This window comes from Ideonella azotifigens (assembly GCF_006519715.1).
Taxonomy (GTDB): Bacteria; Pseudomonadota; Gammaproteobacteria; order Burkholderiales; family Burkholderiaceae_C; genus Ideonella; species Ideonella azotifigens.
The window spans coordinates 1-12,939 of record NZ_VIDT01000091.1; the positions used below are offsets into that span (position 1 = coordinate 1).

14 protein-coding genes are annotated in these 12,939 nt (G+C 65.5%); 8 read left to right on the plus strand and 6 right to left on the minus strand.

Annotated features, from left to right (window positions below):
- Nucleotides 1–311: 311 nt before the first annotated feature.
- The 6 genes from FKP22_RS08440 to FKP22_RS08465 form a co-directional block, all read right to left on the minus strand.
- The gene (locus FKP22_RS08440; protein WP_141286920.1) at nucleotides 312–830 is read right to left on the minus strand and encodes a P-loop NTPase family protein; all 519 of its coding nucleotides are present in this window, start codon (nucleotides 828–830) and stop codon (nucleotides 312–314) included.
- A gap of 10 nt (nucleotides 831–840) precedes the next feature.
- Nucleotides 841–2,121, minus strand: coding sequence for a TRAP transporter large permease subunit (locus FKP22_RS08445; protein ID WP_141286921.1), 1,281 nt, complete (start codon nucleotides 2,119–2,121; stop codon nucleotides 841–843).
- Between the two features lie 16 nt (nucleotides 2,122–2,137).
- A complete protein-coding gene (locus tag FKP22_RS08450) occupies nucleotides 2,138–2,698 on the minus strand; it encodes a TRAP transporter small permease (protein WP_141286923.1) in 561 nt (186 codons plus the stop codon).
- A gap of 49 nt (nucleotides 2,699–2,747) precedes the next feature.
- A complete protein-coding gene (locus tag FKP22_RS08455) occupies nucleotides 2,748–3,950 on the minus strand; it encodes a fumarylacetoacetate hydrolase family protein (protein WP_141286924.1) in 1,203 nt (400 codons plus the stop codon).
- 78 nt (nucleotides 3,951–4,028) lie between these two features.
- Nucleotides 4,029–5,810: an IlvD/Edd family dehydratase gene (locus FKP22_RS08460; RefSeq protein ID WP_141286926.1), complete on the minus strand. Its 1,782-nt coding sequence runs from the start codon at nucleotides 5,808–5,810 to the stop codon at nucleotides 4,029–4,031.
- 81 nt (nucleotides 5,811–5,891) lie between these two features.
- On the minus strand, nucleotides 5,892–6,902 hold the full coding sequence (locus tag FKP22_RS08465) for a TRAP transporter substrate-binding protein (protein WP_141286928.1): 1,011 nt from the start codon (nucleotides 6,900–6,902) through the stop codon (nucleotides 5,892–5,894).
- A gap of 194 nt (nucleotides 6,903–7,096) precedes the next feature.
- Between FKP22_RS08465 and FKP22_RS08470 the strand changes: the two genes are divergently transcribed.
- The 8 genes from FKP22_RS08470 to FKP22_RS34505 all read left to right on the plus strand — a co-directional run.
- Nucleotides 7,097–8,029 (plus strand): LysR substrate-binding domain-containing protein, encoded by a 933-nt coding sequence (locus FKP22_RS08470; RefSeq protein WP_141286938.1) that lies wholly within the window; start codon nucleotides 7,097–7,099, stop codon nucleotides 8,027–8,029.
- Between the two features lie 175 nt (nucleotides 8,030–8,204).
- A complete protein-coding gene (tnpC, locus tag FKP22_RS08475; protein WP_375140567.1) occupies nucleotides 8,205–8,900 on the plus strand; it encodes an IS66 family transposase in 696 nt (231 codons plus the stop codon).
- Nucleotides 8,901–9,199: 299 nt separating this feature from the next.
- Nucleotides 9,200–10,276 (plus strand): porin, encoded by a 1,077-nt coding sequence (locus FKP22_RS08480; RefSeq protein ID WP_170200813.1) that lies wholly within the window; start codon nucleotides 9,200–9,202, stop codon nucleotides 10,274–10,276.
- Between the two features lie 15 nt (nucleotides 10,277–10,291).
- Nucleotides 10,292–11,131 carry a gallate dioxygenase gene (locus tag FKP22_RS08485; RefSeq protein WP_141286933.1) on the plus strand — a complete coding sequence of 280 codons (840 nt, stop codon included), beginning with the start codon at nucleotides 10,292–10,294 and terminating at the stop codon, nucleotides 11,129–11,131.
- 10 nt (nucleotides 11,132–11,141) lie between these two features.
- Complete coding sequence (locus FKP22_RS08490) at nucleotides 11,142–11,501, plus strand: protocatechuate 3,4-dioxygenase (protein ID WP_141286934.1); 360 nt, start codon at nucleotides 11,142–11,144, stop codon at nucleotides 11,499–11,501.
- The gene (locus FKP22_RS08495) at nucleotides 11,498–12,250 is read left to right on the plus strand and encodes an alpha/beta fold hydrolase (protein WP_141286936.1); all 753 of its coding nucleotides are present in this window, start codon (nucleotides 11,498–11,500) and stop codon (nucleotides 12,248–12,250) included. The genes FKP22_RS08490 and FKP22_RS08495 overlap by 4 nt, the downstream gene beginning before the upstream one ends.
- Nucleotides 12,247–12,708: a nuclear transport factor 2 family protein gene (locus FKP22_RS08500; RefSeq protein ID WP_231011235.1), complete on the plus strand. Its 462-nt coding sequence runs from the start codon at nucleotides 12,247–12,249 to the stop codon at nucleotides 12,706–12,708. The genes FKP22_RS08495 and FKP22_RS08500 overlap by 4 nt, the downstream gene beginning before the upstream one ends.
- An 83-nt stretch (nucleotides 12,709–12,791) precedes the next feature.
- The coding region (locus FKP22_RS34505; RefSeq protein WP_141286942.1) for a LysR family transcriptional regulator at nucleotides 12,792–12,939 on the plus strand (148 nt) is incomplete at its 3' end.

Here is a 12,939-nt window from a genome sequence, read left to right on the forward strand (position 1 = left end):
CTGGCGCAGCGCGGCCTCGATGGTCATCGTGCAGGCCGAGCAGCTCAGGCCACCCAGGCGCAGTGAAGCCTCGACCGGCTGCGGCGCCACGTCCGGCGCAGCCACATGCTCCGGGCCACGCTTGGCTTGTGCACCCGGCCAGAAGTCTGGCCCACCCTGGACCAGCGGTTTCATCATGCAAGCTCCCGCCAACACTGGGCGGACATCGCCTGAATGCATGCTGGACGTGACTCGCATGCTGAGGCAACGGGCCGGTTCAGCGCTTGCGCAAGATCAATCCAGCGCCGCGAGACGAAGCGCCGCGCGGGGCCTTACATCAGGCCGTGAGACTTCAGTCCTGCCAGCACCCGCTCGACCCGCGCCTCCACCGATAGGTCGCCATGAAGTGCCAGCACCGGGCAGGTCCTGTCCGCCAGCCAGGCCCGGTGCTTCGCCAGGCTGCGGCCTTCCGACGGGCCTTGGTCGTACTGACCGGCCCATTCGATGAAGGCTTCATCCACTGCACCGAAACGTTGCAGTTCACGCTCGCGCAGCCGCGCCAGGCGGATGGGCGCATCCAGGTAGAGAAAGACGATCAGGTCGAATGCATCTTCGACCTCGGTGCCCCAGCCGATGATGGCGCCACCGAGCACCGCGTGCTGCGCGGCTTGCAGGTCGCGCGAAAGCATCGCCCGCCGCGCGTCGGCCGGCCGCTTGTCCAGGAATGGGGGTTCTGGCCGCAGCCAGTAGTAGGCGTCACCATCCAGGCAGGCCGCACCCAGTCGCTCGGCCAAGGCTGCCGCCAATGTGGAAGTGCCGGAACCGGAAGCGCCGGTGATGTGGATGCGCATGGCGTTGATATCAGTTGGCAAACCACTTCGCCGGGCCGGTGACCAGCCAGGGAAAGAAGACCATCAGGAACATCATGGCGAACTGGGCTGCCATGAACGGCAGAACACCGCGGGTGACTTCATCCATTTTCATGCGGCCCACGCCGGCCACCACATTGAGCACCGTGCCCACCGGCGGCGTGATCAGACCGATCGCGTTGTTGATGATGAACAGCACGCCGAAATACACCGGGTCGATGCCCGCTGCCTTGACCACCGGCATCAGCACCGGGGTCATGATCAGGATGGTCGGCGTCATGTCCATCGCGGTGCCCACCGCCATCACCAGCGCCATGATCGCGATCATCAACAGCGTCTGGTTGCCCATGAACGGCTGCAGCAGCGAGATCATCTTGCTCGGAATGTCTGCCACCGTGATCAACCAGGCGCTGACCATCGCCGCAGCCACCAGGAACATGATCACGGCCGTCGTCTTGGCCGCGCTGACGAACACCTCGCGCAGTTGGCGCAGGCTCATCTCGCGATACACCAGCGTTGCGACAAACAGCGCATACACCGCAGCAACCACTGCCGCCTCCGTCGGGGTGAACACGCCCAACTTGAGCCCTGCCACCACGATCACCGGCAGCACCAGCGCCCAGGTCGATTCCTTCAGGGCGCTCAAACGCAGGGCCAAGCTGGCCTTGGGCGGCGGCGGGATGTTTTCCTTCTTCGCCACCCACCACCAGGCGAGTGCGATGGACAGGCCCATCAACAAGCCCGGCACGATGCCGGCCAGGAACAGCTTGCTGATCGACACATTGGCCGCCACGCCGAACACCACGAAGCCGATCGAGGGTGGGATGACCGGGGCGATGATGCCGGCCGAGGCGATCAGGCCGCCAGCGCGAGCCTTGTCGTGGCCGGCTGCCACCATCATCGGAAGCAGCAGCGAAGCCAGCGCCGCCGTGTCAGCCACCGCCGAGCCCGAGAGTGCAGCCAACAGGCAGGCCGCCACAATGGCCACGAAGCCCAGTCCGCCACGCTTGTGACCCACCAGCGCCAAGGCCAGGTTGACGATGCGCCGGCTCAAGCCGCCGACGTTCATGATCTCGCCAGCGAGCATGAAAAAAGGCACCGCCAGCAGCGGAAAGCTGTCGGCGCCATTGACAACGTTCTGCGCCAGGATCTGGGCGTCAAACATGTCCAGGTGAACCATCAGCGCCATGCCTGAGAGCAGCAGCGAATAGGCAATGGGGATGCCCAGCGCCATTGCAGCGAGCAAGGCACCCAGGAAGATGAGAACCGTCATGATGTGTCTCCGCCGCTCAGTGCTTTTTGAAGGTCTGGCTGCGGTCGAGCTGGAGTTCTTCGATCTGCGCCAGATCCTCCGACTCTTGCACCATCACCAGTTCGGACTCGCTCAGCCGACCCGAGACGGTGCGCCAGAATTCGCCCAGCAGCATCAGCCCGGTGGAGACGGCGAACACGATGCCAGCGGCGTAAAAGATGGCCACCGATGCGCCCGTGACCGGGGCTTCGACGTCCCAGTTGATCCTGGCTTGCTGCCAGGAGCCCGACAGCAGCAGTGCGGTGGCCCACAACATCAGGATCTGGCCAAGTCCCAGGCAGATGCGCTTGCCGGTAGGGCCTAGCCGCGAAGTCAGCATGTCCGAGCCCAGATGGGCGCGCTCGCGCACGGCGACCGCGGCGCCCAGGAAGGTCAGCCAGACGAAGAACCAGCGCGAGAGTTCCTCCGAGACCGCGATGCCGGAGTTGAATGCGTAGCGCAGCACCACGTTGCCAAACACCAGCAACACCATCAGCGCCAGCAAGGTCACCAGCACCCATTCCACGCCGCGGCAATAGCCGTCGAGCAGTTTCTTCATCATGTTGTCTCCGTGACGGTCTTTGCCGTCGCCATGTGAACGGGCGGTTTCAGAGCGTGCCGTCCTTCAGCAAGCCCCGCGCGGCCAAGTTGTTGATGAAGGCGCGCAGGCCGAATTGCCAGGGAGCGGCCGTCTCGCTGTGGGTGACGCGGTTGTGCAGGCCGCCCAGCCAGTGGCTGTGGATGGTGACCACGTCGCCCAGCTTGTGGGTGAAGCCACTGCCGGGCTGGTCGCGGTCTTCGATGGGCGCGAAAAGAGTGCCCAGGAACAACATGAAGCCATCGGGGTACTGATGTGCCGCCAGGGTCTGCGCCACCAGTTCGCCAGGGTCACGACTGATGCTCGCCATGGTGTTGATGCCGCGAAGTTCAAAGCCGTCGACACCAGCCACCCGCAGGTGCACCGTCTCGCGCCTCACGTCGTCCAGGCTGAAACCGGCATCAAACAGGCGGATGAAGGGGCCGATGGCACACGAGGCGTTGTTGTCCTTGGCCTTGCCCAGCAGCAGCGCACTGCGGCCTTCGATGTCTCGCAGGTTGACGTCATTGCCCAGGGTGGCGCCGACGATCTGGCCACGGCCGTTGACCGCCAGCACCACTTCAGGCTCCGGGTTGTTCCAGGCCGAGTCGGCACGCACGCCGATGTCCTCGCCGCAGCCCACCGAGGCCAGCACCGGCGCCTTGGTGAAGACCTCGGCATCCGGGCCAATGCCAACCTCCAGGTACTGGGACCACAGCCCCTTCTCCTGAAGCAGGGCTTTCAATGCCATGGCCTGAGGCGACCCGGGCCGGATGTCGGCCAGGCGCTCACCGAGCAACGCATTGACCTGGGCGCGCAGGCTCTGGGCACGGTTGGCATCGCCACCTGCCTGCTCTTCGATCACCCGCTCCACCAGACTGGCAGCAAAGGTCACGCCCGCAGCCTTCACGACCTGCAGGTCGCAAGGGGCCAGCAGCCACGGCAGCGCCTCGTTGCGCGCGCCGCTTCGGCTGTTGGCCAACAGAGCCTCCACGCTGCACAGGCGCTCGCCTGCCGTCTGGCTCACAGCCTGAGCCGGACCATCCCGTTCCAGCAAGGTGCTCATGGTCGGGAACTGCGTGCTCAGGTCGAACACGCCGTGCTCGCGCAAGGCCACCACGGCCGGACCGGCAATGCCATCGCTGCGCCAGACCCGGGCCACGAGTGTGCCAGACAAGCCGTCGGCGGGCAGGATGGCGGCGAGATCGGCAGCCAGGGTGGTCAGGGCGTTCATGCGGGTTCCTTCAAGCGATCAGGGGACGGCAATGCGGCAGCCCCGTGCGAGTACGGCGGCGCCGGCAAGGACAGAAGTTCAGTGGTTGTGGCGGGGGGTGTTCTCGGCGATGCGGCGGTAGGCGAGCGCGAAGTCAAGCGTCGCGCCATCCACCAATTGGCCCGTCTTTTCGCGGTACAGCGCTTCCCAGGGCGAATGGCTGGGTGGCACCGGCGGTGCGGGCAGTTCGCGGCGGCGGCGCGCGATCTCTTCCGGTGCCAGCAAGGCGTCGCAGCGGCCGGTGTTCAGATCCACGCGGATCATGTCGCCGCTTGCCAGCCAGCTCAGGCCGCCGCCAACCGCACTTTCAGGTGAGACGTTGAGAATGGACGGACTGTCAGACGTGCCGGACTGGCGGCCGTCGCCCAGCGTAGGCAAGGTGGTGATGCCACGGCGGATCAGCGCGTCAGGCGGCTGCATGTTGACCACCTCGGCGGAGCCCGGCCAGCCGATGGGACCCGCCCCTCGCATCACCAGGATGCAAGCTTCATCGATGTCGAGACCCGGATCGTTGATGCGGGCGTGGTAGTCCTCAGCACCCTCGAACACCACAGCCCTGGCCTCGAAGACACCTTCGGCACCGGGCCGGTTCAGGTAGCGTGCCCGGAAGCGCTCGGAAATCACCGAAGTCTTCAGGATGCCAAAGTCGAACAGGTTGCCGCTCAGCACCAGGAAGCCAGCCTCGTGCATCAGCGGCTGGTCGAAAGGCTTGATGACCTCGCGGTCGTGGGTCTCGCGGCCTTGCAGGTTTTCGGCCATGCTGCGGCCGGTCACGCTGAGGCAATCGCCATGCAGGCGCTGGGCCTGCAGCAGCTCCCACATCAGCGCCGGCACACCACCGGCGCGGAAAAAGCGCTCGCCGAGGAACTGGCCCGCAGGCTGCATGTTCAGCAGCAGCGGCAGGTCATGCGCGTGGGTGCGCCAGTCGCTGGCATGCAGTTCGACCCCGGCATGGCGCGCCATGGCCATCACGTGGACCTGCGCATTGCTGGACCCGCCCGCGCAACTGATGACCGACAGCGCATTGAGGAAGCTCTCTCGCGTCAGGATGCGGGAAGGCCGCAGATCCTCATGCGCCATCCCGACGATTCGCCGGCCGGTCTCGTAAGCCATCTGCCCACGCTCGCGATAGGGTGCCGGAATTGCGGCGCAGCCAGGCAGCGACAGGCCCAGCGCCTCGGCCACCGCATTCATCGTGGATGCCGTGCCCATGGTGTTGCAATGACCCGCCGACGGAGCGCTGCTGCAGGCGCGCTGCAGGAACTCTTCTTCGTCAATCTCGCCCGCAGCCAACTGGCGGCGGCTGCGCCAGATGACAGTCCCCGAACCGACCAGTTCACCCCCGTGCCAGCCATCCAGCATGGGCCCGCCCGAAAGCACGATGGCAGGGATGTCCACCGTTGACGCCGCCATCACGCCAGCCGGCGTTGTCTTGTCGCAACCGGTGGTCAGCACCACCGCGTCGATCGGGTAGCCGTAGAGGATTTCGACCAGGCCGAGGTAGGCCAGGTTGCGGTCCAGCGCGGCCGTGGGCCGCCGGCAATTCTCGAAGATCGGATGGACCGGGAACTCCATCGGAATGCCACCGGCGTCTCGGATGCCGTCGCGCACCCGCCTGGCCAGGTCGAGGTGGATGCGGTTGCAGGGCGACAGGTCGCTGCCGGTCTGCGCAATGCCGATGATGGGGCGACCGGAACGCAACTCTTCGGGCGTGAGCCCGTAGTTCATGAAACGCTCGAGATACAGCGCGGTCATGTCGGATCGCGCCGGGTCGGCGAACCAATCACGTGACCGAAACGGGCGGCGGGGCATCTTGTCCATGGCAGCGTGGGCAGGCAGCAGGAATGGGGGCAAGGCAAGGCAGTGCAGCCCGGAGGCCGCACCGCCCGGGACGTTCCGGCGTTACTTCGTGCCGGCCCTGACCTTGGCCAGCTCGGCCATCATCTCCGCGGTCGTCGCCTCGCCGAATTCCTTGGCGTACTTGGCCATTACCGGCTGCAGCTTGGCGCGCAGCTTGGCCTGCTCCGCGGGCGGAAGTTCGGTGACCTGCATGCCAAGCTTCTTCAACTCGCCCAGCGCCTTGTCGCCGAAAGCACGGATGGTCTTGCGCTCGTAGGCAGTGGCTTCGCGGGCCGCGTCCTGCACGATCTTCTGCTCCTGGGCAGACAGGCCGTCCCAGGTTTTCTTCGACATCAGCAACACCCAGGTGCTGTACATGTGGTGCGACAGCACCAGATGCTTCTGCACCTCGTAGAACTTGCTGGCGAGGATGGTGGCAGGCGGGTTCTCCTGGCCGTCCACCGCGGCCTGCTCCATCGCCGAGTAGAGCTCGGTGAACGGCAGCGGCGTGGCGTTGGCGCCCAGGGTGTTGAAGGTGTCCAGGAAGAGCGGGTTCTGGATCACGCGCAGCTTCAGGCCCGCCAAGTCCTCGGCCTTGGTGATGGGCCGACGTGAGTTGGTGACATCACGAAAGCCATTCTCCCAATAGCCAAGGCCCACCAGGCCTTTGTCCGGCAGCGTGGCCAGCAGCTTTTGTCCGACCGGACCATCCAGCACCGCGTCGGCCTCAAGTTCGGTATTGAAGGTCAGTGGCAGATTGATCACGCCAAAAGCCTTCACCATCGAGACCAGCGTCGAGCTGTCGGGCACGGTCATCTCCAGAGTGCCGCCGCGCAGCGCTGAGGTCATGCTGATGTCGTTGCCCAGCGAGCCGCTGGAGAACAGCTTGACCGTCATCTTGCCGCCGCTCTTGGCGGCCAGTTGCTCACCGAAATACCTGACCGCCACGGCCTGGGGATGGTCGTCGCTCAGCCCGATGCCGACCTTGAAAGTGTGTTCCTTGACTTGTGCAGCCACGGGTACCGCCAGCACGGCCAGCAGCGCGCCGACCAGGGCGAGGGTCTTGAACTTCATGCTTGTCTCCGATGGTTTGAAGTGGACGCGACGGACCCAGCGGGCCATCGGCGGCGCCTTGGTGGATCTGTGTCGGTCCCCTTCAGCGCCGGCGCAGATTAGGTCTGCGCCGGCCGCGGGTCTATTCAATTTTTTGCTAGCATCCATTCCAGACAGTTATGACTCCAGACACCTTTACGGGCAAACCCTTGTCCATGGCACAGGCCTGTTCTCGCCTGCGCTTCAGGCATCTGCAGTTCCTGGACATCCTCGGCCACACGCGCAACCTGCGCCTGACCGCCGAGCAAATGCACATCACCCAGCCGGCGGCTACCAAGATCCTGATGGACATCGAGGAGATGCTGGAGTCGCGGCTGTTTGAGCGGCTCTCGCGCGGCATGCGGCCCAATGAACTGGGTCTGTTCACGCTGCGCTACGCGGCCAGCGCACTGGCCGGGCACCGCAAATTCGTGGACGAGTTCAATGCCCTGCGGCAGGGAGGTCATGGCCACCTGACGATAGGCGCCATCACCGGTTCGGCCGCTCACCTGCTGATCGCCTCTGTCGCCGAGATCCAGCGCCTGCGGCCGCTGCTGGTGCTGAAGATCCTGGAGCACAGCAGCGACCAACTGATCGTCTGGCTGGCCGAGCGCAAGATCGACCTGATGATCGGCCGCTTCACCGAAGAATCCCAGCAAACGCAGTTCCAATACGAACGCCTTTCCGGCGAGATGCTGGACGTGGTCGCGGGCGTTCATCACCCGCTTCGTGCCGCAACCGATCTGGAACTGGCGAAGCTGGCGCACTGGCCCTGGATCCTCTACCCCACCTCGACAGCCTTGCGACGCGTTTCGGACGAGGCATTGGGCAATACCGGACTGGCGCTCAGCTCAGGCGTGGTCGAAACACCCTCCTTCCTCTTCGCGATGGCATTGATGCAGAGCACCGACATGCTTTCGTTGCAGCCAGCGGCACTCGTGGACAAATACGTCAAGAAAGGCCTGCTGGCTCGCATACCGGTGGCCCTGCCGACGCGCATGCCGGATTACGGCCTGATCACAAGGCTTGATGAGGTTCTCACACCAGCCGCGCAGGCGTTCATCAATGTGCTGCGCAGTGTTGCCGCACCTGTGTCGGACGCGGCATGAGCCGTCGTTAGGCGCGTACATTCAAGCAGATGCCCGGGCATCTTCAGGTTGTTCCCCAGCCCTGGCTGACCCACCCCCGCGAGGCCACTGGTGGCGCAAGCGGCCACGGGGCTGGCGGCTTTACCGCCGGCAAGCGCGCCGACGTTGGCTACGGCAACGGGGGCTTCGGCGGGTGGTGTTCGAGTTCAGCGAAGGCCGCAGCGGCGAGAGCGTGCGCGAGTTCCTCAAGCTTGACACCCCACAGGCCCGGCAGGGCACGTTGCTCACCGACGGCTTCAGCGGCTACAACGCGGCCACCACCAAGGGTGTGACCTCGGCGCAATGCATGGCCCACGCCAGCAGGAAATTCAACGACCTGTGGGCCAACCACCGCAGTGAGGTGGGCCGCAAGGCCCGGCGCTACCACCAGTGCCTGTTCAGGATCGAGCGCGAGATCGAAGACCGGCCCGGCGACGAGCGACGGCGCATCCGCCAGCGCAAGTCACGACGGGTGCTGGCCGTCTTCCATCGCTGGCTGCTCGAACAGCGGCGGTTGGTACCCGTCGGCTCGGCCACGATGAAGGCCATCGACTACAGCCTCAAGCGTTGGACACAACTCACCCGCTTCGTCCAGGACGGTGATGTGCCGATCTCGAACAACTGGGTGGAGAACCACATCAGGCCGATTGCCATCGGCCGGTCGAACTGGCTGTTCGCCGGCAGCCTGCGCTCGGGCAAGCGGGCCGCAGCCATCATGAGCCTGCTGCACTCGGCGCGCATCAACGGGCACGAGCCCTATGCGTACTTCAAGGACGCGCTCGAGCGGCTGCCGACGCATCCGGCCAGCCGCATCGGCGAGTTGTTGCCGCATCGCTGGGCGCCCGCTTCCTGAAGTGCGGCGTCAGCCGCATGCCTCAGGCCGAGCTGACTTGGCCGGACGCTTACCTCCAGTTTGCGATGACCCAGGGTTGTGTCCATTGCAAGCTCTTTGTCGATGGAGACACCTTGGGCCGGCGCGCGGCGCAATAGGGTGGAATCGCCCAGATTGCGGTGGGCGGTATTGGCAAAACGTATTGCCTCGCTGCACATACTGAATGGCCACTTGGCGCTAGCGCAGCGATGCTCCTTGCCCTGGCCTCGAGCTGCATGCACCCCCAAACAGCCAGCGAAAAAACTCACCCAGGAGACACGATGACCTTTGCATTCGGCAGGCGCATGGCGCCGTTCTCGGCAGCCTCGGCGCTGTTCGTCTGTGCCGGCCTGCAACCAACGTTGGCGCAGGATCAGGTCACGGTCTACGGCATCGTCGATGCCGGCGTGCTGGTGTCCAAGACCGGCGCACCCGGTGCGCACTGGACCAAGGCCGTGGACTCGGGGCACCAATGGAACTCGCGCCTGGGCTTTCGCGCGAGTGAAGACCTTGGCGACGGCCTGCAGGCGATCTTCAACACCGAGACCGGCTTCGGTCTCGATACCGGCACCACGGTCACCTACGGCGAGCCGGCCTCGGCGTTCTGGGCGCGGCGCTCGGTGGTCGGCCTGAAGGGCCGCTTTGGCGAAGTGCTGCTGGGCCGGGACTATTCGCCGGGCTTCTGGACCATCATCCAGTCGGACCGAAATCGGTACGGCTTGCCGGGCACCATCTCGGTCGCAAGCCAACTGCGCGAGGCACGCATCAACAACGGTGTGTTCTACAACTCGCCAGCCTGGTCGGGCTTCATCGGGCGCGCGGCCATTGCGGCCGGGGAAGGAATCGCTGGCAAGCTGATGGCCGGGTCGATCGACTATCGCCGGCCCGACCTCTTCGCGACTGTCTCGTTGCAGCGCCGCAAGCTATTGGCGACCTCTACACAGGCCGCAGGGCATTTCGACGAGGGCGGCTTCGGCGTCGAGTACAAGCTCGCGGCCTACGCAGCCAATCTCGGCTGCTGGCGCACCGATCCCGTGACGGCAACGACCGGCGCCGTCGACAACACCCGCGCTTGCTGGATCGGCGCAAGCGCCAGCTTCGGCCAGCATGTGCTATGGACCCAGGTCGCACGCACGAGCTTCGAGCACTTGAACACTCCCTCCGGCCGAGCCATCAACTACGGCCTCTCCTACAACTACCTTCTCTCCAAGCGGAGCAACCTCTACGCCTCCTACGGCGGAGTCGACAACGATGCGAATACCAACCTCGCACTGGCGACGGGCTCGGCTCGTGTCGGCGGTGCGGGGCGCGATGCCGACCCGCGGGGCTTCGTTGCCGGCATCAAGCACAGCTTCTGAACCGGGGAGCAGACCGTGGCAATCATCATTGGCGGCATCGGGACATCTCATGTCCCGACCATCGGCGTGGCATACGACAAGGGCAAGCAGCAAGACCCGGCGTGGGCGCCGCTGTTCAAGGGCTACGAGCCGGTTGCGGCGTGGCTGGCGGCTCATCGGGCCGATGTGCTCGTGTTCTTCTACAACGACCACTGCACCACGTTTTTCTTCGACCTGTACCCGACCTTTGCGCTCGGGGTCGGGGCCACGTTTCCCGTTGCCGATGAAGGCGCGGGCCTCCGGCCACTGCCACCGCTGCGGGGCGATGTCGAGTTCCAGGCGCATATCGCCGAATCACTCGTCAACGACGAGTTTGATCTGACCATCTTCCAGGAAAAACCGATCGACCACGGCTGCGCAGCGCCTTTGCCCTTGTTGTGGCCGCATGTGCCCGATTGGCCGGGCAGCATCGTGCCGATCGCCATCAATGTGCTGCAATACCCGCTGCCAACCGGCAGGCGTTGTTACCGCCTCGGTCAGGCGGTGCGCCGCGCCATCGAGTCGTATCCGGTCGACCTGCGGGTAGTGGTGGTCGGCACCGGCGGCTTGTCGCACCAGATCCACGGCGAGCGCACGGGCTTCAACAACACCGAATGGGATCTGAAGTTTCTCGAACTGCTGGAGAACGATCCGGAGCAGTTGATGAACATGACGCACGCAGACTACGTTCGGCTTGGCGGCGCCGAGAGCGTCGAGCAGATCATGTGGCTGTCCATGCGCGGTGCACTCGGTGACCGCATCCGCAAGCTGCATCAAAATTACTACCTGGCCACGACCACCGCGATGACCGTCGTGCTGTATGAAACCCAGACCTGAGGCGCGAAGCATGAATCCACAAGTCGAGGGTATGGCGGCGTTGGGCGGTACCTACGTCTTCGATCTGCGCGTGAGCAACCGCACCCTGAAGTTGAATCGCTTCTTCTGGAACATGATCAACGCCGAAGCGCGCGATGCCTACCTGGCCGACAGCGAACGGTCGATGTCGAACGCCGGGCTGTCGGACGGCGAAAAGGCCATGATCCGCCGGCTCGACTGGATAGCGCTGGTGCGCCACGGCGTCAACTTCTTCGTGCTCGAGAAGTTCGCCCGCGTGGTGAAGACACCCAATCTGGTCGTGTACGCGCTGATGCGGGGCGAGACCTTCGAAGCCTTCATGCGGACGCGCCAAGTGCCGAGCCTGCGATGAACAAGCCCGTGCTGCTTCTCTTGCCCGGCCTGCTGTGCGACGGCGCGAACTGGGCGCCGCAATGCCGCGCCTTGGCGGATCTTGCCGACTGCCGGGTGGCAGCCTATGGCGCACTGGACAGCATCGAGGCCATGGCGACGCATGTGCTGTCCACCGCGCCGCCGGGCGCTTTCTCCCTGGCCGGGCACTCGATGGGTGGACGGGTGGCGCTGGAGGTGCTGCGCCGAGCGCCGGAGCGAGTGGAGCGCCTGGCGCTGCTGGACACGGGCTTCCAGGCGCTGCCCGAGGGGGCGGCTGGCGAACAGGAGCGCGCGGCACGGCTCGACCTGCTGAGCTTGGCGCGCGCCTTCGGCATGCGGGCGATGGGCGAACCCTGGGCGCGCGGCATGGTGCACCCGGCCTGCGTTGGAACACCGGTGTTCGAGACCATCCTGGAGATGATCGCGCGCAGCACGCCGCAGATCTTCGAGGCCCAGATCCGCGCCTTGCTGGGCCGGCCGGACGCGAGCGAACTGCTGCCGCAGATCGTTTGCCCGACCTTGCTGCTGTGCGGTCGGGAAGACCGGTGGAGCCCGCCGGAGCGGCACCAGAGCATGCACGCCATGATGCCGACTTCGAGGCTCCAGATAGTCGAAGCATCGGGCCACATGACCACGCTGGAGCAGCCGCAGGCCGTCTCGCAAGGTCTCGCCGCGTGGATGGGTGCCTCGCTCATCGAGACCGGCAGTGTGGCGCAAGGCCCAGCATGAGCGATGGGACCAAAGCCGCCATGGTCGAACAATGGATCGCCAGGCAAGCCTGCGCCGACCTCGTGGTGCGCGGGGTGTCGTGCATAGACGCGCGGGACCACGACGGCTTCGCCGCCTTGTTCGCCGACGACGGCGTGCTGGTCCGGCCCGGCGCCGAGCCGCTGCATGGACCGGCCGCCATCGCGGCGTCCTACCGCTCGCGGCCGTCCGATCGCCTGACCCGGCACCTGATCACCAACACGCTGGTGACGCTCCAGACATCGAGCCGCGCCCACGGACACAGCTGCGTGCTGCTCTGGAGCGGCCTGTCGAGCGACGAGGCCGGCCTGTTCGGTCGACCGGCGCAGCCTCGACAGGTGCTTGGCGAGTTCGAGGACGACTTCGTGTGTACACCCTCTGGCTGGCGCATCGCGCGCCGTGAAGCGCGCTTCGTGTTGTTTCGCGAGGACGCCGAGTGAGCACGGGACCTGTCACTGACGCTGGGCGCCGCGCTGCCGGATGGCGGCCACCTTCCGTGACGCAAGACCCGGTCGAGGTCAACATGCGGCAACTGCGTGCCTTCGCCGCTGTGGCGCAGCACCGCAGTGTGCGCAAGGCGGCGGACAGCCTGCACCTCACCCAGCCCGCCGTCACGCGCGCCGTGCGCGGGCTGGAGCGCGAACTCGGCCTGACGCTGTTCGACCGCAGCT